The 19,031-nt window shown below is 69.8% G+C and carries 19 protein-coding genes, 1 tRNA gene and 1 riboswitch; of the genes, 12 read left to right on the top strand and 8 right to left on the bottom strand.

What is annotated here, in order from left to right; translation table 11 throughout:
• Nucleotides 1-92: 92 nt before the first annotated feature.
• The 3 genes from QSK20_RS11795 (at nucleotide 93) to QSK20_RS11785 (ending at nucleotide 5,164) form a co-directional block, all read left to right on the top strand.
• Nucleotides 93-2,288, top strand: a complete 2,196-nt coding sequence (locus tag QSK20_RS11795) for a (Fe-S)-binding protein (RefSeq protein ID WP_285788623.1) — start codon at nucleotides 93-95, stop codon at nucleotides 2,286-2,288.
• Between the two features lie 404 nt (nucleotides 2,289-2,692).
• Entirely contained in the window at nucleotides 2,693-3,709 is a 1,017-nt protein-coding gene (locus tag QSK20_RS11790) for a C40 family peptidase (RefSeq protein WP_285788622.1), read from the top strand.
• Nucleotides 3,710-3,977: 268 nt separating this feature from the next.
• Nucleotides 3,978-4,110: riboswitch (cyclic di-AMP (ydaO/yuaA leader) on the top strand.
• 142 nt (nucleotides 4,111-4,252) lie between these two features.
• Entirely contained in the window at nucleotides 4,253-5,164 is a 912-nt protein-coding gene (locus QSK20_RS11785; RefSeq protein WP_285788621.1) for a C40 family peptidase, read from the top strand.
• Nucleotides 5,165-5,299: 135 nt separating this feature from the next.
• Here QSK20_RS11785 and dcd read toward each other — a convergent pair whose 3' ends face one another.
• Entirely contained in the window at nucleotides 5,300-5,878 is a 579-nt protein-coding gene (gene dcd / locus QSK20_RS11780) for a dCTP deaminase (RefSeq protein WP_088981310.1), read from the bottom strand.
• A 95-nt stretch (nucleotides 5,879-5,973) separates the two neighbouring features.
• Here dcd and QSK20_RS11775 point away from each other — a divergent pair, with 95 nt between their 5' ends.
• A complete protein-coding gene (locus tag QSK20_RS11775) occupies nucleotides 5,974-6,531 on the top strand; it encodes a pyridoxamine 5'-phosphate oxidase family protein (RefSeq protein WP_285788620.1) in 558 nt (185 codons plus the stop codon).
• Nucleotides 6,532-6,594: 63 nt separating this feature from the next.
• On the opposite strand, the gene QSK20_RS11770 is transcribed toward QSK20_RS11775, so the two are convergent.
• Nucleotides 6,595-7,578 (bottom strand): zinc metalloprotease, encoded by a 984-nt coding sequence (locus QSK20_RS11770; RefSeq protein WP_285788619.1) that lies wholly within the window; start codon nucleotides 7,576-7,578, stop codon nucleotides 6,595-6,597.
• A 279-nt stretch (nucleotides 7,579-7,857) separates the two neighbouring features.
• Between QSK20_RS11770 and QSK20_RS11765 the strand changes: the two genes are divergently transcribed.
• Nucleotides 7,858-7,931: transfer RNA gene (locus QSK20_RS11765), tRNA-Gly, on the top strand.
• Between the two features lie 112 nt (nucleotides 7,932-8,043).
• Here the strand turns inward: QSK20_RS11765 and QSK20_RS11760 are convergent.
• Nucleotides 8,044-8,562, bottom strand: coding sequence for a helix-turn-helix domain-containing protein (locus tag QSK20_RS11760; RefSeq protein WP_285788618.1), 519 nt, complete (start codon nucleotides 8,560-8,562; stop codon nucleotides 8,044-8,046).
• A 533-nt stretch (nucleotides 8,563-9,095) separates the two neighbouring features.
• Between QSK20_RS11760 and QSK20_RS11755 the strand changes: the two genes are divergently transcribed.
• Nucleotides 9,096-9,416: a hypothetical protein gene (locus QSK20_RS11755; protein ID WP_285788617.1), complete on the top strand. Its 321-nt coding sequence runs from the start codon at nucleotides 9,096-9,098 to the stop codon at nucleotides 9,414-9,416.
• Nucleotides 9,417-9,657: 241 nt separating this feature from the next.
• On the opposite strand, the gene QSK20_RS11750 is transcribed toward QSK20_RS11755, so the two are convergent.
• Nucleotides 9,658-10,062, bottom strand: a complete 405-nt coding sequence (locus QSK20_RS11750; RefSeq protein WP_285788616.1) for a hypothetical protein — start codon at nucleotides 10,060-10,062, stop codon at nucleotides 9,658-9,660.
• Nucleotides 10,063-10,399: 337 nt separating this feature from the next.
• Between QSK20_RS11750 and QSK20_RS11745 the strand changes: the two genes are divergently transcribed.
• A complete protein-coding gene (locus QSK20_RS11745) occupies nucleotides 10,400-11,284 on the top strand; it encodes an LLM class flavin-dependent oxidoreductase (RefSeq protein WP_285788615.1) in 885 nt (294 codons plus the stop codon).
• Nucleotides 11,285-11,341: 57 nt separating this feature from the next.
• On the opposite strand, the gene QSK20_RS11740 is transcribed toward QSK20_RS11745, so the two are convergent.
• Together QSK20_RS11740 and QSK20_RS11735 are read right to left on the bottom strand one after the other, a co-directional pair.
• Entirely contained in the window at nucleotides 11,342-11,773 is a 432-nt protein-coding gene (locus QSK20_RS11740; protein ID WP_285788614.1) for an ASCH domain-containing protein, read from the bottom strand.
• Between the two features lie 108 nt (nucleotides 11,774-11,881).
• The gene (locus QSK20_RS11735; RefSeq protein ID WP_285788613.1) at nucleotides 11,882-12,433 is read right to left on the bottom strand and encodes a phosphoribosyltransferase family protein; all 552 of its coding nucleotides are present in this window, start codon (nucleotides 12,431-12,433) and stop codon (nucleotides 11,882-11,884) included.
• Between the two features lie 171 nt (nucleotides 12,434-12,604).
• On the opposite strand from QSK20_RS11735, the gene QSK20_RS11730 reads away from it, so the two are divergent.
• The 4 genes from QSK20_RS11730 (at nucleotide 12,605) to QSK20_RS11715 (ending at nucleotide 16,961) form a co-directional block, all read left to right on the top strand.
• Nucleotides 12,605-13,258: a septal ring lytic transglycosylase RlpA family protein gene (locus tag QSK20_RS11730; RefSeq protein ID WP_285788612.1), complete on the top strand. Its 654-nt coding sequence runs from the start codon at nucleotides 12,605-12,607 to the stop codon at nucleotides 13,256-13,258.
• Between the two features lie 97 nt (nucleotides 13,259-13,355).
• Nucleotides 13,356-14,483, top strand: a complete 1,128-nt coding sequence (locus QSK20_RS11725) for a PP2C family protein-serine/threonine phosphatase (RefSeq protein WP_285788611.1) — start codon at nucleotides 13,356-13,358, stop codon at nucleotides 14,481-14,483.
• A gap of 115 nt (nucleotides 14,484-14,598) precedes the next feature.
• Complete coding sequence (locus QSK20_RS11720) at nucleotides 14,599-16,455, top strand: acyl-CoA dehydrogenase (RefSeq protein ID WP_285788610.1); 1,857 nt, start codon at nucleotides 14,599-14,601, stop codon at nucleotides 16,453-16,455.
• A gap of 236 nt (nucleotides 16,456-16,691) precedes the next feature.
• Nucleotides 16,692-16,961, top strand: coding sequence for a DUF6458 family protein (locus QSK20_RS11715; RefSeq protein ID WP_088981302.1), 270 nt, complete (start codon nucleotides 16,692-16,694; stop codon nucleotides 16,959-16,961).
• 87 nt (nucleotides 16,962-17,048) lie between these two features.
• On the opposite strand, the gene QSK20_RS11710 is transcribed toward QSK20_RS11715, so the two are convergent.
• Nucleotides 17,049-17,654, bottom strand: a complete 606-nt coding sequence (locus tag QSK20_RS11710; protein ID WP_285788609.1) for a SixA phosphatase family protein — start codon at nucleotides 17,652-17,654, stop codon at nucleotides 17,049-17,051.
• 118 nt (nucleotides 17,655-17,772) lie between these two features.
• Between QSK20_RS11710 and QSK20_RS11705 the strand changes: the two genes are divergently transcribed.
• Nucleotides 17,773-18,054, top strand: a complete 282-nt coding sequence (locus QSK20_RS11705; protein WP_285788696.1) for a DUF6458 family protein — start codon at nucleotides 17,773-17,775, stop codon at nucleotides 18,052-18,054.
• Nucleotides 18,055-18,187: 133 nt separating this feature from the next.
• Here QSK20_RS11705 and trhA read toward each other — a convergent pair whose 3' ends face one another.
• Nucleotides 18,188-18,811 carry a PAQR family membrane homeostasis protein TrhA gene (trhA, locus tag QSK20_RS11700; protein ID WP_285788695.1) on the bottom strand — a complete coding sequence of 208 codons (624 nt, stop codon included), beginning with the start codon at nucleotides 18,809-18,811 and terminating at the stop codon, nucleotides 18,188-18,190.
• Between the last annotated feature and the right edge of the window lie 220 nt (nucleotides 18,812-19,031).

Below are 19,031 nucleotides of genomic sequence, written 5' to 3'. Positions count from 1 at the left end.
CAAGGTCAGGGATCGCGGTGGTCAGCCGGCGACGCGCCCCGACGCCGGTCGCCGAACCGCTCGCCAGGCAGTAGACCGGGGAGGCCAACGCTATGGGCAGCGTCCAGCTCGTCACAACGATCCTCGCCGCCGCCATCACCACACTGGCGGTGTGGCTGGCCGTGCAGGCGGTGCTGCGGATCGTCGCAGTCGTCCGGCTCGGACAGCCGGATCCGGCGCGGTTCGGCGACACGCTCACCCGGACCAGGACGATGCTGGCCGAGACGGCCGGGCACACCCGCATGCTGCGCTGGAGCGTGGTGGGTGCGGCCCACTGGTTCGTCATGGTCGCCTTCGTGGTGCTCTCGCTGCTGGTCCTTGAGGCGTACTTCGAGGTGGTCTCGCCCACCGGTGGCCTGCCGCTGATCGGGGGTTGGGCGGCCTACGGCCTGGTCACCGAGCTGATCGGCATCCTCGGGACGGTCGGCATCGTGGTGCTGATCGCCATCCGGATCCGCAACCGGCCCGGCCGGCCGGGCGGACGCTCCCGCTTCACCGGCTCGACCATGTGGCAGGGCTACTTCGTCGAGGCGGTGGTCCTCGCCGTTCTGGTCATGGGCTTCCTGATCCGGGGCTTCAAGGTCGCCACCGACCACTTCGAGTACCCGACCTGGGCCACCCCGGTCAGCCACGCGGTCGGCGCGGTGCTGCCGGACTGGGAGGCCGGGGTCAGTGTCGCCGCCCTCATCAAGATCATGATTTCGATGACCTGGCTCATCGTGATCGCGCTGAACGTGACCATGGGCGTGGCCTGGCACCGCTTCCTGGCCTTCTTCAACATCTACTTCAAGCGTGACCCGGGCCGGGCCGGCTCCGGTCTGGGCGCGCTCCGCCCGATGATGAGCAACGGCAAGCCGCTCGACTTCGAGGAGGCCGACCCGGAGTCCGACCAGTTCGGCGTCGCCCAGGTCGAGCAGTTCACCTGGAAGGGCCTGCTGGACTTCAGCACCTGCACCGAGTGCGGTCGCTGCCAGTCGCAGTGCCCGGCCTGGAACACCGGCAAGCCCCTCTCCCCGAAGCTGCTCGTGCTCAGCCTGCGCGACCACGCGTACGCGAAGGCCCCGTACCTGCTGGCCGGGGGCGGCAAGGACCTCACCGGCGAGGAGAAGGCCACCGCGGCCCAGCTCGCCCACGTGGACGTGCTCGCGCTCGCCGAGGCGGAGAAGCCGCTGATCGGTGGGGCCGAGGAAGGCGGGGTCATCGACCCGGACGTGCTCTGGTCCTGCACCACCTGCGGCGCCTGCGTCGAGCAGTGCCCGGTCGACATCGAGCACGTCGACCACATCGTCGACATGCGGCGCTACCAGGTGCTGATCGAGTCGAGCTTCCCCTCCGAGGCCGGCGTGATGCTGCGCAACCTGGAGAACAAGGGCAACCCGTGGGGCGCCCCGCAGAACACCCGGGAGGACTGGACCAAGGGCCTGGACTTCCAGGTGCCCCGGGTCGGTGAGGTGGAGGACTTCGAGTACCTCTTCTGGGTCGGCTGCGCCGGGGCGTTCGAGGACCGGGCCAAGAAGACCACCCGGGCCGTCGCCACGCTGCTGCACGAGGCCGGTGTGAGCTTCGCCATCCTCGGCGAGGGGGAGACCTGCACCGGTGACCCGGCCCGACGGATCGGCAACGAGTTCGTCTTCCAGATGCTCGCCCAGCAGAACGTGGAGACCCTGAACGAGGCGTTCGAGGGGCGGGAGAAGACCAAGCGCAAGATCGTCGCGACCTGCCCGCACTGCTTCAACACCCTGGGCAACGAGTACGGCCAGCTCGGCGGCGAGTTCGAGGTGGTCCACCATACGCAACTCCTGGCCCACCTGGTCTCGACCGGCAAGCTCACCCCGGTCCAGCCGGTCGACGGTGGGGTCACCTACCACGACCCCTGCTACCTGGGTCGGCACAACCGGATCTTCGCCCCGCCGCGCGAGGTGCTCGGCTCCTCCGTGCAGGAGGCCGTCACCGAGATGCCCCGCAACAGCGAGCGCTCCTTCTGCTGCGGCGCTGGCGGCGCCCGGATGTGGATGGAGGAGCGGATCGGCAAGCGGATCAACGTGGACCGCGTCGAGGAGGCGATGTCCACCGGCGCGAAGACCATCGCGGTCGGCTGCCCGTTCTGCTCGACGATGCTCAACGACGGGGTCAACGGCAAGGGCGCCGGCGAGCAGGTCGAGGTCGTCGACGTCGCCAGCGTGCTGCTCCGTTCGGTGAAGCCGGCGCAGGACCGCGACGGCCAGCCGGCCGAGCCGGTAACCGGCTGAGCCGACCCGCTCGGGCCCGTACCCGTCGGACCGGCTCGGGCGCGCGCCGGGGGACTCGCCCTTTCCGACGCTGTAGAGCTGCCCCGTCTGCGCTACCCGTGATCGCGGTGGCACGGACGGGGCAGCTCTACAAGCACGCCGTGATGCTCCCGGGACTCGCGGTGAGGTCCGACCGAGGTGCGTGGCGGCGATGCGCCGGCTCGGCGCGGGCGGAAGCTGCCGCCATCTCCGGCTGGGCCGGCACGGTGGGTGCCCACATGATTGCCGGAGCGTGATTTGAGGTCCCCTCGCCTTGATATCGTCCCGTTGCTTCCCTAATGTGGGGCACCGGCCGCTGTGGATCGTCTGCCCCGCCATCCTCTCCCTCGCGGGGCGCCCGGTGGTCTGGTCGCCAAAGGAGTTCGGTGCCGGTGGCAACCCTGCCCCCTCAGCGTCACGCACCGGATCGGCTCCCCACTCGTCCGGGTGGGTTGCGCCGGTTCGTTCGCACCCTCGTCACCCTGTCCGCCGCTGCCGTGGTCGGTGCCGGCCTGCTCGCTGCCCCCGCGTACGCCGCGCCCACTCCCGAGGAGATCGAGGCGCAGATCGACAAGCAGTGGGAGCAGTTGGAGCCCACGATCGAGAAGTACAACGAGGTCCGCAGCCAGCTCAAGGTCAACCAGAAGAAGTCGGCCGACCTGGAGAAGAAGATCGAGCCGCTCGCGTTGCAGAGCGACATGGCCATGAACCGGATCGGGGCCCTGGCCTCCCGGCACTACATGACCGGCCCGTCCCAGGAGATCGGCGCGCTGCTGGTCAGCGCCAAGCCGGGCACCCTGGCCGAGCAGATGGGCATGCTCGACCGACTCGCCGCCCACCAGCGCAAGGAACTCCAGGGGGTGGTGGAGATCCGGACCAAGTACGAGGTCGAGAAGCAGAAGCTGGACACCATCATCACCAGCCAGACCCAGCAGGAGAAGGACCTGGCGGCGAAGAAGACCACGATCGACGCCGAGATCAAGCGGCTGCGGGCATCCATGCCGAAGACCGCGGTCAGCGCCCCCGGCTGCCCGCTCATCAAGGGTGTGATCAGCAGCGCCGCCAACACCGCCATCAGGACGGCCTGCGCCCAGGTCGGTGACCCGTACGTCTGGGGCGCCACCGGGCCGAACTCCTTCGACTGCTCCGGGCTGACCCAGTACGCCTACAAGGCCGCAGGCATCCACCTGACCCACTTCACCGGCGCGCAGTGGCGCGAGACGAAGGTGATCAGCCGCGCCGAGGCCCGCCCCGGTGACCTGGTCTTCTTCTTCAGCGACCTGCACCACGTCGGGCTCTACCTGGGTAACGGCATCATGGTGCACGCCCCACGCGCCGGCAAGCCGGTGCAGGTGGCCAGCATCAGCCACATGCCGGTCGCAGGCTTCCGCCGCCCGTACTGACCGACTCTTCCGCGAAGGGCCCCGGCCATCGGCCGGGGCCCTTCGCGCTGGGCGAACGAACCGTGCCCACAGTGGTTACTGTCGGAAATCAGCAGGTGGCACTCCCGCGAACCGTGTTGCGGATCGACGACGGTCGTCTCTAACCTCGGCACTTGCCGAGCCGGTGACAGGTCCGCCAGTCCGAGGCGGCAACGGCTCGACACCGCCGAATCGCACGACGGCGGCCGTCTGCTGGAGAAGGAGCCGGCCGACCGGCACGTCGCCACAACGAGAAACGTCGCCACAGCACGAGCGAACCGGGGAACCACCAGCACCATCGGGGTGAATCCGTACCCAAGGTAGGGCGCTCCCTTCCCGCCCGAACCCGTCAGCTAACCCGGTAGGCGGTCAACGGAAGAAGGAGTCAGGAGCCCGGTGGCACACCATGCCCCGCGGCGATCGTCCGTCCGGACGGCCCCGGCTGCCCGGACGACGGCTGCGCCGCGTCCATGCTGGTCCCGCTTCACCACCGTCTTCACCGTCCTCGTCGGAGCCACCGTCCTCGTGACGGGCGGCACCGGCGTGGCCCACGCCGAACCCTCGGTCGCCGAGATCGAACGCCAGATCGACCGGGAGTGGAACGCCCTCGAACCGGTCATCGAACAGCACAACGCCACCCGCCAGGCGCTCACCGCCAAACGACGGGAGGCGGGGGCGCTCGCCGCCCGGATCGGGCCGCTGAGCCGTCAGGTCGACCAGGCGATGAGCAAGGTCGGCGGGCTCGCGGTACGGGCGTACAAGGGGGAGAACGCCTCCGCCCTCAACGCCATGCTGGCGGACCCGACACCGGCCACCGTCGTCCACCAACTCGAACTGCTCGACCAGTTCGCCCGTCGGCAGCAGGCCGACATCCGCCACGTGGTCGAACTGCGGGACCAGCTCGGCGCCCGCAAGGCTCCGCTGGACCGGCTGATCACACAGCTCAGCCAGGCCGAACGCCAGTTGGACGCGAAGCGGCGGCAGATCGACGCCGACATCGCCCGCCTTCAGAAGATGCGCCTGGCGGCGTACGGCAACGGCGCTGGCACCAGCCTGCGTCCCGCCCCCTGCCCGGCCGCCTACCCCGGCGGTGCCGCCGGAAAGGCCGTCACGTTCGCCTGCGCGCAGATCGGCAAGCCCTACGTCTGGGGCGCCGAGGGGCCGAACGCGTACGACTGCTCCGGGCTCACGCTCGCCGCCTGGGCCCGGGCCGGGGTCGCCCTGCCGCACAACGCCGCCCAGCAGCGACGGGTGACCGCCCGGGTGGGCCAAAGCGAGCTACGCCCCGGGGATCTCGTCTTCTACTACTCCGACCTGCACCACGTCGGCATGTACGTCGGCAACGGCTGGCTGGTGCACGCCTCCCGGGCCGGCGCGCCGGTGAAGATGAAGCGGGTCGACGACGGCCCGGTGCACAGTTACGGCCGCCCCGGCTGAGGTGGTAGCAGGGGTCCCCTGTTACCGCTTTTTGCGTAGCAGGGGACCCCTGCAGGCACCCGGCGAAGCCGCGCACACACCACCACCGGCACAACGACGGGTGTCGGGGCGGTGGGTGGCGGGACAGCGGTGGGGTCAGCGAGTGGGCCAGGTGCGCCAGTTCCGCCAGGCCCGACTCGGGGTGGGCCCGCGCTGCCCCTGGTAGCGGGAGCCGTAGACGGCGGAGCCGTACGGATGCTCGGCCGGCGAGGAGAGCCGGAAGATGCAGAGCTGGCCGATCTTCATACCGGGCCAGAGCGTGATCGGCAGGTTGGCCACGTTGGAGAGTTCCAACGTCACGTGCCCGGAGAAGCCAGGGTCGATGAAACCGGCGGTCGAGTGGGTGAGCAGGCCGAGCCGGCCCAGACTCGACTTGCCCTCCAGCCGGCCGGCGAGCTGGTCGCCCAGCGAGATGACCTCCAGCGTGGAGGCGAGCACGAACTCGCCGGGGTGCAGCACGAAGGGCTCCCCCTCGGGCACCTCCACCAACGAGGTGAGATCGTCCTGCTGCATCGCCGGGTCGATGTGCGTGTAGAGGTGGTTGTTGAAGACCCGGAAGAGCCGGTCCAGGCGTACGTCGATGCTGGAGGGCTGCACCAGACTCGCGTCGAACGGTTCCAGCGCCAGCGTGCCAGCCTTGATCTCGCTGACGAGGTCCCGGTCGGAGAGCAGCATCGCACCACCATATCCAGTGCCGTAGCCTCCCCGATCCGGCGGGTGACCAGCGCGTCGGACTGCTCTTTCGTACGCGTGTTCGATAGAATGTCGGTATGGCTTCCTGGTCCGAGTTCGCCACCGACGAGCCCCGCCTCGCCGACGCGATCCGCCTTCTCCTGCAGCAGTACGGCCCCGGCTTCGGCTACCTGGCCACGGTCCGGGCCGACGGTGGCCCCCGGGTCCACCCGGTCTCCCCGGTCATCACCGACGAGGGGCTCTTCTGCTTCGTCATCGACTCGCCGAAGCGCCGCGATCTGGAGCGCGACGGGCGGTACGCGCTGCACTCGTTCCCGCCGGAGGAGAGCGACGACGAGGCGTACGTGGCCGGGCACGCCCGGCCGGTCACCGACCAGGCCCGGGTGGCCCGGCTGGCGGAGTGTTTCCGGGCCGAGCCACGGGCGGACTGGCGGTTGTTCGAGTTCACCGTCGACGTGGCGATGCTCGCCCGGCGCGATCACGTCGGGCCGGAGGCTTCCGGCGTGGGGCAGGGCGGTCCGGCGGTTCAGGTCTGGCTGGACCCTCGGGCACGTGACTCACCGGGTGCCGGCCAGCCGTCGGCACCAGGACCACGGGTCGGGCGACGGCGGGCCGCGCATCGGGCCGCGGCCTGAGCCTGGACACGCCGATGCCGGCTCCGTCGGACGGAGCCGGCATCGGGCGGTACGTCAGCGCCGTCAGGCGGCGCGGTAGGCGTTCCACGCGGTCAGCATGCGGCTGGCCTGGCCTGCGGTGAACTGGTACATGCACGAGTCGTAGGTGTAGTCCATGAAGTTGGTGATCGGGTCCACGCCGGCAGTGGCGCAGGTGTCCCGACCGGTCGGGCACTCGAACGCCGGCGACGCCTCCGCCGGGGTGTCCGAGACGCCGTCGCCGGAGCCGGAGCAGCCGCCCTGGAAGGTGTGGTACAGGTTCAGCCAGTGGCCGACCTCGTGGGTGCCGGTGTCGCCCTGGTTGTAGTTGGTGGCGGTGCCGCCCGGCAGCGACTCGCTCAGCACGACGACGCCGTCCATGCTGTTGAGCCGGCGGGTCGGGAAGGTCGCCCAGCCGAGCAGGTCGTCGCTCAGTTCGCCGAGGTAGATGTTGAGCGTGCCCTTGCCGCCCTCACGCAGCGAGGTCTTCATCGAGCGCTCGGCCGAGGAACCCTGCACGATCGGGTACCACGCCGGGTTGGTGACCCGGTTGATCTTCTGAAGCTGGAAGGCGAACGCGGTGGCCGTGCCGCCGGTCGCACCGCTGAAGGACTGGTTCAGCACGCTGATCTGCGAATTGACCATCGAGTCCGGGATGTTGCCCCCGGCCCGGGTGCTGTCCCGCTGGATCACGTGCACCACGACCGGGATCGTGATCGAGGCGTTCGCCACCGGACCCTGCTTGAGGTCGGTCCGCTTGGCCCGAGCGGCCAGCACGGCGGCGAGGTCCGCCTCGCGCTCACGGACCTGCTGCGGGGTCAGCTCGTTCGGCTCGTGCTTGGCAATGCCGCCGACCTTGATCTTCGAGTGGGCATGGGTGTCGGCCGGCTCGACGCAGGCCTCGTCCGCGTGGTCCGCATGGGCCGCCGCAGGAGCGACACCGATTGCCGCCGTGCTGAGCAGCAGGGCGAGGGTCGTGGTGGCGACACCGGCCACACGCCGGGTCAACAGATTAGGACGAAGGCCCATGTGTCCACCTCTTTCTCTCGACGTGACAAGAGGCGTGTCACACCGAGGCTGAGAATCTTGGGGCAGAGGCTACATCTCATCGACACATTTGAAAATGGGCATGTGTTGCTGCGCTGTAACGGTTGGTCACGTCCGGGTCGACGAAGCTCGGGTGCTGTCTCCGGGGCCGCCCGTTCCGACCGGTCGAGGGCGGAGCACGGGTCTCCCCGGCGACGCGGGTCGCCGCAAAGGGGTACCTTGGTGCGGACGGCGAGCCGCTCAGGTACAGTGGTGCCGCCTGCGGGTGTAGTTCAATGGCAGAACATCAGCTTCCCAAGCTGACAGTGCGGGTTCGATTCCCGTCACCCGCTCCACCACGAAGGCCCTGGTCAGGACGCAAGTCCTGACCAGGGCCTTCGATGTTCCAAGGTCAACGATCACGCGGCGTGCTGTTGACGTGCCATTAGCTGTTGGCGCTTGTGGGCCTTACGCTGCTAGTAGGTCGGTCAGTGCTGCCATGTGGGCGACACGCTGGCGGTGTTGTCGGGCTTGTAGCACTAGGTTGGCGACGACCAGCGCGGGGTCAGAGTCGGCTATCTCAATCCGTAGGTTGTCGCGTACCCATGGAGCAACCTCGCTCCATCGGTAGAACACTGTGCCTTCCCGAGCGGGGTTGACGGGGGGTGGGAAGTTGCCTGGTCCTCGTTCGCCGCTCGCGTACCGTCGCACAGACTCTCGGCTCTGCCCGATACGCTCGGCGACATCAGCCAACGTAACAAGATCCTGATCGAGGATACGGAGCGCGACCAGGCCGACCTCGTCGAGGCTGTGTACAGCGGTAGCGATCGCGTCCGCCATGGTCTCCGCCTCCCGGTCGAACTCTGCGATCGGGAGATTGTTCTCAGTGCCGAAGGCTGCGTCGTCGCAGCCGGCAACGAACAGGGCGTCCAGCTCGGCATCGGTAGGCTGCCGATCGAGCACCACCGTAAAGATGTGTGTTGTCATGGCCTACCTCCTTCCAGCCTTACGTGGTGGCGGATGACCCCTCCGGCGGCAAGGGGTGGATGTGACTGCGCGTGAACCGTTCGATCTGTTTTGCATGGCTGCCCGCGTCGCGCGGCGTAGACCAGACGCCTCGGGTAGCGGAGCAACGTTCACAGATCACCTGTCCCCACCGATGGCCCCGGTGGATCTCATCAACGATGAGGCCAGCTTCAGCCGCCCGGCGAAGCGCATGCGCAATCTCCTTCTTGGGGTGGCGACCCGCCCTGACCATATTCCACTCCTAGGGGGATGGATGCCTTGATTTCGGACATGTTGGCTCCAAATCTGGTAGATCCTCCGCGCTCGGACTAATAGGGATGTTTTCCCAGCACGGAAGGGCCTGGTTGGGTGGCCAGCAGGAACGCGTGAAGGGGATGCAGGGCCTGCTGTCTGGTGCAATAGTACACCGCCCGGTGCAGTAGTGCACCAGGCTGGGTGTGCCTAGCCCACACCACACCGGGGCTGACCGCCTCAGCGCCGCCTACTCTGTCGCGGTGGGCGCGGGCAGGGTTTGGCGGCTGTACCACCGGGGCGAGCTGGTTGGCGAGATCGACGAGCAGAGTCACGACTTCCCGTGGACGTACGGCCGGTTCCGTCCGCTGTCGGGGTTCGAGCCGCTGCGTCCGCTCTTCGTCGCGTGGAACGCCGCCGTCGATGCCGAGGACGACGAGGCGATGGAGCGGGCCTACGACGCCGTGCGGGCCGCCGTCACGATGAGTCACCCGGACGGCCGCCAGGTGGCCGAGTTCCTGTTGAGCATCGAGGACGACGAGGCCGGGTTCCGGTGGCACGATGAGCCGTTCGAGGACGGGTAGGCCGGGCCATCCACGGGCCATAAGCCGGGGTAAAACCAGGCCAACCGAGGTCACCAGGGACCGTGCCGAACTGGGGAAACGCCGTACGACGGCCTGATCTTGTGCGATTCCCAGCTGACAGTGCGGGTTCGATTCCCGTCACCCGCTCCACTACAAAGGCCCTGTTCAGGACGCGAGTCCCGAGCCAGGGCCTTTGATGTCTCCGGTTCCCGTGATCCGATCGCGGGCACGCCCGAACACGTCAGATGCCGGCGGTTCCTCGCGTAGAGCGAACCATCACGGCTGTGGCCACTGCGGCTGCCGCATACGCCAACAGCACCGCCAGAGCCGTCCAGGCGATCCCCGCAGGTCGGACGCCGCAGCCCAGGACCGCACCAGCAGCTAGGCCGACGGCGGAAACGAGCCAAGGTCGCGGCAGCCGGCTCAGAAGCGCGACGACGAGGCCGGTCTGGTTGCAGAACGGCAGGCCACAGCCAAGGAGAACAATGCTCAGCACGCCGAGCGCGTCAGCGCTGTTGGTGTAGTTGCTGCTGTCCGCCCGCGCATACGCTTCGGCGAACCGGTACGCCAGATATGCCGCCGCCACAACAGCAGCACCAACGCCCGCCCCGCGGACCGCTAGGCCGAAGATCGCTCGGGTCGACATCCCGAGCATTGTCCCTCCCAGCCTGTCGCGCGTCTGCTTCAGTCGGACGGGTCATCCCGATTGTCGGCGGCTCACCGCTGATGCCGGACGCTGCCACCCCATGAGAGAACCGTTTGCCCTGCATCGCTCTGGCAACGGCGAGTGCCAACGCCCCGTGCGGCACCAGGCGCGTGAAGGTGAAGGACATCAGCGCTTCCCGTCAGCGACCGGCCGGTACGGCTGTCCCGTTCCGCCGCTGGTGGGTGACGTCGACGGCTCTGCTGCGCCTGTCCCGCACTCTTTCGTACTTTCGGAGGTGCCGGGCGGCGGATCGGCCGGAAATCCCAGGCCGTAGGGTGTGATCATGCGCATCGGCATCGTCATCCTCCCGGACCAGCGTTGGTCCGAGGCGCAGCGGCGCTGGCGGCAGACCGAGGAGTGGGGTTTCGACCACGCCTGGACCTATGACCACCTGGGCTGGCGCGACCTGGTCGACGGTCCCTGGTTCGATTCGATGTCGACGCTGACCGCCGCCGCGTTGGTGACCTCCCGGATCCGGCTCGGCACTCTGGTCGCCTCGCCCAACTTCCGGCACCCGGCGGCCTTCGCCCGACAGGTGACCACGCTGGACGACATCTCCGGCGGGCGGCTGCTGCTCGGCATCGGTGCGGGCGGCATCGGCTTCGACGCCACCGTGCTCGGCGGGGACACCCTGCCCCCGCGTCGCCGGGCGGACCGGTTCGGCGAGTTCACCGAACTGCTCGACCTGGTGCTCCGGCAGGACGGCGTGACCTGGCGTGGCGAGTGGTTCTCCGCGGTGGACGCCCGGAACAACCCGGGCTGTGTCCAGATGCCGAGGGTGCCCTTCGTGGTCGCCGCCAACGGGCCCCGCTCGATGCGGCTGGCCGCCCGCTTCGGTCAGGGCTGGGTCACCACCGGCACCGGCGGGAACGACCTGGAGGGCTGGTGGAAGTCGGTGGCGACGCTCGCCGCCCGGCTCGACGCCACTCTCGACGAGGCCGGTCGCGATCCGGCCACCCTCGACCGGTACCTGTTGCTGGATGCCGCCCCGGTCTTCTCGCTGACCAGCGCGGACTTCTTCGCCGACGCGGTCGCGCGCGCCGCGCGGCTCGGGTTCACCGACGTGGTGACCCACTGGCCACGGCTGAGCAGTTGGTACGCCGGGGACGAGAACGTGCTCTCCGAGGTCGCGGAGAACCTGCCCGAGCTGCGCCGCGTCTGAGCCGGTCGGCCGGAAGGCCGTCCGGTCCCTTGCCGTGCCGGTCCGGTCGGGGGCCGCTCAGGTGCCCAGGTCGCCGGTGGTGGTGCCACCCGCCCCGGCCGACTCGAGCCGCAGGCGGACACAGACGACGAGCGTGTCGTCGGTGACCGGGCTACCCTCGGTGGCCCAGAAGTTGCGGTGGCCGGTGCGCCACTCGTCGAGGTCCCGGTCGCCCTCTCCCTCAGAGCGGGCGAAGTCCCAGGTCACGTCCGCGAAGCGGACCACCTCGACGGCGGTGACCTCGACGACGCCGATCAGCGCGTCGTGGTCGTCGACCAGTGCCAGCCGTTCACCGACGTGCTCCAGCTCCTCGCCCTCCGTGGCGTACTCGCTGTGCAGTCCGGTCGTCGCGGTCTTCACCCCGGACAGCACGAGCGTGTTCAGCCGGTCCCGCATCGGGCCGGGCGTGCCGAGAGCGAGAGTGCGCAGGTCACCGATCCGTGGCCACATTCCGCCGAGGCTAACCGACCGGCTGCCCGACCGCCGCCGGATTTCGGGCCGGCTTGTGGGCGGGCCCGGCAGGCCTTGCGGGTGTCCGGCTGCGAAGGCGGGGCGGCGTCAGGGTTCGAGGCGGTCGGCCTGGAGCAGGGCGCGGACGCGCAGTTCGGCGCTGACCTGCGGTGGGCAGTCGGCGACCACCACGCTGGTTCCGACCGGCTCCGCGCCCCGAGCCGCGCAGAGCTGGTAGAGCGCCCGGACCTGCGCGCCGGTGGCGAGCCAGTCGTCGACCACCAGCACCCGGTCGCCCGGCCCGAGGTGCCGGTCCCGGACGCCGAGGGTGACGCGGCGGCCCCGGAAGTCGGGCGTGCTCTGCGCCCAGGTGGTCGGTCCGGGCGGCTGCCGTCCGTCTTCGGGTTTCTGCGCCGGGACGAAACCCACCCCCAGTGCGGTCGCAGCGAGCGGACCGAGGAGCAGACCGGTGACGGCGGGTGAGATCACAACGGTGGGCGCGGTGGCGCGGAACGGTGCCACCAGCGCCGGCCCGATCTCGGCCAGCACGTACGGGTCGCGCCACCAGCCGGAGACGTCGCTGACCAGATGGCTGCTCTCCGGGCCCGGATCCGACCAGCGGAACAACTCGACGAGGCGCTGACTCAGCTCGGTGGACACCACTCCATCCTGCCCGTCCGTTGCCAGGGCCCGGCGGTGTGACCCCGCCTCGGATGATCGGCTACACGTATGCCTGCAAATCACAACATATGACCATGATCAGGTTGACTTCCGAAGTGCTTCTCTCGTTACGGTCCGATCCGTTTTGCAGGTAACTGGAAGGACTGGTCGATGGCCGGCAGGCACGCTCGGAATCGAATGTTCTCCTCGCCCGCCGGGATCGCGGCCTCCGCTGCCGTCGCCGTCGCGGTGGCCGTCGGTGGCACGGTCGGTGCGGTGCACCTGACCTCGGCGGAACCGGAGGCCGTCCGGCCGGCGCCGGTGGTCCCGACGTCGGCTCCACCGTCGCTGGAGAGCCCGGTCCCGTCCCCGTCGACGGTCAGTCCCTCCCCGGAGGTCACCGGGTCGCCGAGCGCCACTCCGGCGCCCACCCGTTCGACGGCCGCCTCCCGGGGCAAGCCTCGGGCCCAGGTGACCTCGACGCCGTCGAAGCGGGCGACCACGAAGCCCGCCGCGCCGAAGCGGACCGCCCCGCCGGTGGTCGCGAGCGGCACCTGCGGTGCGTCCTTCTACGCCGAGGGACAGATGACCGCCAACGGCGAGACCTTCGACCCCTCGGCGATGACCGCCGCGCACCGGACGCTGCCGTTCGACACCCGGGTACGGGTGACCAACCCCGCCACCGGAGCCTCGGTGACCGTACGGATCAACGATCGGGGGCCGTTCATCGACGGTCGTTGCATCGACCTGTCCCGGGCGGCGTTCGGCGCGATCGCCTCGCTCGACCTCGGCCACCTCACCGTCTCCTACGAGGTGCTCGGCTGAGCCGGGTCGCGCGCATCGGCGGTTCAGGGAGGTCCGGCCGGTCAGAACCGGCTCGGACGACGGGTCAACGTCATGCGCTGATCAACCTTCATAGGGCATGCTGTGCTGCGTACGCACGCATCCCTTGCAGCGGTTCCGTAGTCCGCTGAGCCCCGGATCCCGCGCCGGTCTCGGCGCGGCCCTCGTCCTGCTCGGGTTCATCTCCGCAGTCGAGGCGGCCGACGGCAGTGGCGCCCACTACCTGGGCCTGATGGCCGCCGCGCCGGTGCTCGCCGCGGTCTTCGCCACCTGGCGGGTGGTGCTCGGGGTCGGTGCGGCGGCCACTTTCGCGGCGGTGGCGTTCGCGTTCTCCGAGCCGGGCGTCTCGCTGGACACCGCGGCCAGTGTCGCCGCGATCGTGGTGGTGACCGCGCTCGTGGCGGTGGTGGCCGGGGTGCGGCAGCGGCAGACCGAGCAGATCGCCGAGTTGTCGAAACTGGCGTCGGTCGCCCAGCAGGCGGTGCTGCGTCCGCTCGGCCCGCAGGTCGGGACGTTGGCGGTGGCGGCCCGCTACATCTCCTCCACGGCCACCGCCGAGATCGGCGGCGACCTGTACGAGGCCATCGACACCCCGTACGGCGTGCGAATGATCATCGGGGACGTGCGGGGTAAGGGCCTGGACGCCGTTCGGCTGGCCAGCATCGTGCTCGGCTCGTACCGGCACGTGGCCCACGAGCGGGCCGACCTGCGTGCCGTCGTGTCCGACCTGGACCGGGCGGTGGCGCGCAGCGTGGGCGACGAGGATTTCGTGACCGCCGCCGTGGTCGAGGAGCGGGGCGGGACGCTCACCATCGTGAACTGCGGACACCCGCCGCCGCTGCTGCTGCGCCGGGGTTGCGTGATCCCGCTCGAACCGCCCGCCCCCGCGCCCCCGCTCGGCTTCATGCCCGTGGTGCAGCCCCGGGTGGAACGGTTGGAACCGGGAGACCGGCTGCTGCTCTTCACCGACGGCCTGGGCGAAGCCCGCCGGGACGGTGAGTTCTTTCCCACCGCCGACCGGGCCTGGCGGCTGCTCGGCCACGGGACGGTGGCCGACGGCCTGGCCTCGCTGGAGACCGCCCTGGTCGAGTGGGTGTACGGCCGGCTCGACGACGACATCGCCCTGGTCCTGATGGAGTACGCGGGCCCGCGCAGCGACGCGACGGCGGCCGTACCGAGTTGGGAGGTCGGCGCCACCGAGGGCTGAATGCCCGGTGTGTGTCCGCTGTCACTTTCGTCAGTGGCTTGTCGCTGCCTACCCGCGAGTAATACAGTCGGGGTTACTGATCGGTAACACCTGTCCGGAAGCGGGGCCAGTGATCATGACCCACTACAAGAGCAACCTGCGGGACCTCGAGTTCAACCTGTTCGAGGTCTTCGGGGCGGACCAGGCGTTCAGCCAGGAGCCGTTCTCGGAACTCGACGTCGACACGGCGCGTGACATCCTCGCCGAGGTCGACCGTCTCGCCCGCGAGGATCTGGCCGCCAGCTACACCGACAGTGACCGCAACCCGCCGGTCTTCGACCCGGCCACCCACACCGCGCCCCTGCCCGAGTCGTTCAAGAAGTCGTACCAGGCGTTCATGGACTCCGAGTTCTGGCGGCTGGAGCTTCCGGCGGAACTGGACGGCAGCAACGCGCCCCGGGCGCTCGTGTGGTCCCTCGCCGAGCTGGTCCTCGGCGCCAACGCCGCCGTCTGGATGTACGCTTCCGGACCGTCCTTCGCGCACGTTCTGCACGTCGAGGGCACCGAGCAGCAGAAGAAGTGGGCCAAGCTCTTCGCCGACAAGCGGTGGGGCTCGACGATGGTGCTCACCGAGCCCGACGCCGGGTCGGACGTGGGCGCCGGTCGCGCCCGCGCCGTCCCGCAGCCGGACGGCTCCTGGCACATCGAGGGTGTCAAGCGCTTCATCACCTCGGCCGAACACGACCTGAGCGACAACATCATCCACTACGTGCTGGCCCGACCGGTCGGTGTCGAGGGTGTCGGCGGTCCGGGTACCAAGGGTCTCTCCCTCTTCGTGGTGCCCAACTACCACTTCGACGAGGAGACCGGTGAGCTGGGCGAGCGCAACGGCGTCTTCGCCACCAACGTCGAGCACAAGATGGGTCTGAAGGTCTCCAACACCTGCGAGGTGACCTTCGGCGAGCACGGCGTCCCGGCCAAGGGCTGGCTGCTGGGTGAGAAGCACGACGGCATCCGGCAGATGTTCATGATCATCGAGAACGCCCGGATGATGGTCGGCACCAAGGCCATCGCCACGCTCTCCACCGGTTACCTGAACGCCCTGGAGTACGCCAAGAGCCGGGTGCAGGGTGCCGACCTGCTCCAGATGGCCGACAAGACCGCCCCCCGGGTCACCATCACCCGGCACCCGGACGTCCGCCGTTCGCTGATGCTCCAGAAGGCGTACGCCGAGGGTCTGCGTGCCCTGGTCTGCTACACCGCCTCCTGGCAGGACAAGGTCGCGATCGCCGAGGCGGCCGGTGACGAGGCGGCGACCGAGATCGCGAAGCGGGTCAACGACCTGCTCCTGCCGCTGGTCAAGGGAGTCGGCTCGGAGCGGGCGTACGAACTGCTCGGGCACGAGTCGTTGCAGACCTTCGGCGGCTCCGGCTTCCTCCAGGACTACCCCCTGGAGCAGTACGTCCGGGACTCCAAGATCGACACCCTGTACGAGGGCACCACCGCCATCCAGAGCCTCGACCTCTTCTTCCGGAAGATCGTCCGGGACAACGGCAAGGCGCTGTTGACCGTCTCGGCCGAGATCCAGGAGTTCATCGCCAGCGAGGGCGGCAACGGTCAGCTCAAGGAGGAGCGTCTGGCTCTCGGCAAGGCGCTCGCCGAGGTGCAGAACATCCTCGGGGTGCTGACCGGGTGGCTGGGCGAGGCGCAGGCCGGTGAGCCCCGTGCCCTGTACAAGGTGGGTCTGAGCAGCCGACGGCTGTTGCTGGCGCTCGGCGACGTGGTGGTCGGCTGGCTGCTCCAGCGGCAGGCGGACGTGGCACTGCGCGCCCTGGGCGGTGAGGTCTCCGCCACCGACCAGGCGTTCTACACCGGCAAGGTGGCCGCGGCGAAGTTCTTCGCCCGTGAGGTGCTGCCCCGCATCGGGGCCGACCGGCGGATCATCGAGAACACCGACCTTGACCTGATGGACCTCCCGGAGGAGGCCTTCTGACCCCGATGTCCTGATTTCCCCCCCCCTCGACGGCCGGCGCGTCCCCCCGCGCCGGCCGTCGCCGCGCTCGGTCACGTCCCGCCGGGAGGTGACTCCCGCGAGAGCCGGTCAGCCACCACGGCCGCGCCCGGTGGGGTAGGGGCCGTCACGGTGGGTATGCGTGCCGGACCATCGTCGGAGGTACGCGGCGGTGTCCGGCAAGGCCCAGAGCCACCGCACGGGGGAGTGCAGCGCACATGGGCATTGGTAGCGGCATCTTTCTGATCACACTGGGGGCGATCCTGACGTTCGCCGTACGCGCCAACGTCTGGTGGGTCGACCTGCGTGCCGTCGGCTGGGTGTTCATCCTTGCCGGCCTGGCCGTCCTGCTCACCACACTCTGGTTCTGGCAGGACCGGCGGAAGCGGGCCCGGACCCTCATCGTGGAGGAGAACCGGTTGTCCCATCCGACCGCCATGATGCCCCCACCTCCCGACCCACCGCCGCCGACGGCCCCACCCTCGTGAGGTGACCGCCGGGTCCGGCGCTCAGAACCAGGCCGGGGGCCCGTCCTCACCGCGGGGCGGTTCCCCGGCGGTACGCATCGCCCGCGCTCAGGCGCGGGCGGTGTGTCGTGCGGCGACCGGTGCGGGCGCGGTGCCGAGGTCGGCCCAGTCCCCGGTCACCCGGTGCACCACGACACCGCTGGTCCGCAGTCCCTCCCGGTCGGCGCCGACCCGGTCGAGGACGATCGACACCAGGGAGATGCCCGGATTGTGGGCGACCAGCAGGACCGTGCCGGCGTCCGGGTCGGTGGCCCGGAGCAGGTCCAGCAGGTCGGCGGTCTCCGCCGCGTACACGGCTGGCTCGTAGCGGACCCGGGGCTTCGCCCCGTTCCCCGCCGTCCCGCTCTCGGCCGTCCCGCTCTCGGCCGTCCCGCTCTCGGCCGTCCCGCTCTCGGCCGTCCCGCTCTCGGCCGTCCCGCTCTCGGCCATTCCGCTCTCCGCCGCCTGCCAGGTCTGCCGGGTACGGCGCGCGGGTGAGCAGACCACCACGTCGGGCAGGAAACCGTGCCGGGCCAGCCACGTGCCGGCTGCGGCGGCGTCGGCGTGTCCGCGTTCCGTCAACGCCCGTTCCCGGTCGGCGATGCCCTCCGGGCGTTCCGCCTTCCCGTGCCGGAGCAGTACGAGCGTGCGTGCGGTGGCCCTACCGTCCGTCATGGTGTCAGCTTGCCTGATTGGCGATCTTCGCGCTCGGGTAAGTCGGTGTGTGCCGCAACCTCATCCAGTGGCCGCGGCGGTAACGGAACGCCAGCTGAACGCCAAGGAGGGCGACACGATGGGCATCGGCAGCAGTATCTTCCTCATCGCGCTGGGCGCGATCCTCGCATTCGCGGTCGACGCCAACCTGGGTTGGCTCAGCCTCAACACCGTCGGCTGGGTGCTGATGCTCGCCGGCCTGGTCGGTCTGATCATGACCGCCTACTTCTGGAACACCCGCCGTCGTACGGTCGTGGCCGAGCCGCGCGAGCGCGTCGTCCAGGAGCGGGTGGTGCCGGTGCGGGACGACCGCGTCGTCCAGGAGTACCGCGAGGTGCGCCACCCCGGTCGCCAGGTCTGACCTCCGCTCGATCGCCCGGGGCTCCGCGCCACGCCGTGGGGCCCCGGAAGCACGCCCGCCGGGGTGGTTGCGAGGTGGTTGCAGGGGACCCCTGCTCGGCAAAAAGCGGTAACAGGGGGCCCCTGCTACCACCTCAGGCGAACAGGGCGAAGTAGATCGCCACGTGGTGGCAGATCGCCGCGACGAGCGTGCAGGCGTGGAAGAACTCGTGGTGCCCGAAGACCGTCGGCCACGGGTTCGGTCGGCGCAGCGCGTAGAAGACCGCGCCGACGCTGTAGATCGCGCCGCCGACGGCCAGCAGCACCAGGGCGGCAACCCCGCCCCGGTGCAGGATGTCGGGCAGGATGGCCAGCGAGACCCAGCCGAGCGCCAGGTAGAGCGGGGCGGAGACCCAGCGCGGCGCGTGCGGCCAGACCACCTTCACCGCCACTCCGCCCAGGGCCCCGCCCCAGACCAGGGCGAGCATGGTCGTCGCCGCGCGGTCGTCGAGCAGCAGCAGGCAGAACGGCGTGTACGTGCCGGCGATGAACACGAAGATCATCGAGTGGTCCATCCGGCGCATGACCTGGAAACCCCGCTCCGACCAGACCCGCCGGTGGTAGAGCGCGCTGGTGCCGAAGAGCCCGCAGACGGTGAGGCTGTAGACCAGGCAGCTGACCAGCGGTGCCCATCCCGGCCGGGTGGCCGCGATCGAGCAGAGCACGATGCCGCAGACCAGTGCGACGAAGAAGGCGTACGTGTGCAACCAGCCGCGCATCCGCGGCTTGCCGATGTCGACCGGCCTGATCCGTACCTTGGTCGGGGTGGTCACGCACTCAGGTTACGGCACCGTAAGTTACTTGTAGGTAGTGCAATGCGTCACCCATGCGAGGACATTCCGCAGGGGCAGGGGCAGGGGCAGGGGCAGGGGCAGGGGCAGGGGCAGGGGCAGGCGGCGACGCGCGTCGGCTCGTGCGCGGTCGGCCTCGCGTCCGCCA

The sequence above is a fragment of the Micromonospora sp. NBRC 101691 genome, assembly GCF_030269285.1.
In the GTDB taxonomy this organism is placed as follows: Bacteria; Actinomycetota; Actinomycetes; order Mycobacteriales; family Micromonosporaceae; genus Micromonospora; species Micromonospora echinospora.
This window is presented reverse-complemented; position numbering and strand designations above follow the sequence as displayed.

What these genes read in the sequence shown, in the direction of transcription:
- QSK20_RS11795 (WP_285788623.1), top strand. Translation starts at nt 93, where the DNA reads ATGGGCAGCGTCCAGCTCGTCACAACGATCCTCGCCGCCGCCATCACC.
- dcd (WP_088981310.1), bottom strand. Translation starts at nt 5,878, where the DNA reads ATGCTGCTCTCCGACCGGGACCTCGTCAGCGAGATCAAGGCTGGCACG.
- QSK20_RS11775 (WP_285788620.1), top strand. Translation starts at nt 5,974, where the DNA reads ATGGCTTCCTGGTCCGAGTTCGCCACCGACGAGCCCCGCCTCGCCGAC.
- QSK20_RS11770 (WP_285788619.1), bottom strand. Translation starts at nt 7,578, where the DNA reads ATGGGCCTTCGTCCTAATCTGTTGACCCGGCGTGTGGCCGGTGTCGCC.
- QSK20_RS11760 (WP_285788618.1), bottom strand. Translation starts at nt 8,562, where the DNA reads ATGACAACACACATCTTTACGGTGGTGCTCGATCGGCAGCCTACCGAT.
- QSK20_RS11750 (WP_285788616.1), bottom strand. Translation starts at nt 10,062, where the DNA reads ATGTCGACCCGAGCGATCTTCGGCCTAGCGGTCCGCGGGGCGGGCGTT.
- QSK20_RS11740 (WP_285788614.1), bottom strand. Translation starts at nt 11,773, where the DNA reads ATGTGGCCACGGATCGGTGACCTGCGCACTCTCGCTCTCGGCACGCCC.
- QSK20_RS11730 (WP_285788612.1), top strand. Translation starts at nt 12,605, where the DNA reads ATGGCCGGCAGGCACGCTCGGAATCGAATGTTCTCCTCGCCCGCCGGG.
- QSK20_RS11725 (WP_285788611.1), top strand. Translation starts at nt 13,356, where the DNA reads ATGCTGTGCTGCGTACGCACGCATCCCTTGCAGCGGTTCCGTAGTCCG.
- QSK20_RS11720 (WP_285788610.1), top strand. Translation starts at nt 14,599, where the DNA reads ATGACCCACTACAAGAGCAACCTGCGGGACCTCGAGTTCAACCTGTTC.
- QSK20_RS11715 (WP_088981302.1), top strand. Translation starts at nt 16,692, where the DNA reads ATGGGCATTGGTAGCGGCATCTTTCTGATCACACTGGGGGCGATCCTG.
- QSK20_RS11710 (WP_285788609.1), bottom strand. Translation starts at nt 17,654, where the DNA reads ATGACGGACGGTAGGGCCACCGCACGCACGCTCGTACTGCTCCGGCAC.
- QSK20_RS11705 (WP_285788696.1), top strand. Translation starts at nt 17,773, where the DNA reads ATGGGCATCGGCAGCAGTATCTTCCTCATCGCGCTGGGCGCGATCCTC.
- trhA (WP_285788695.1), bottom strand. Translation starts at nt 18,811, where the DNA reads ATGCGCGGCTGGTTGCACACGTACGCCTTCTTCGTCGCACTGGTCTGC.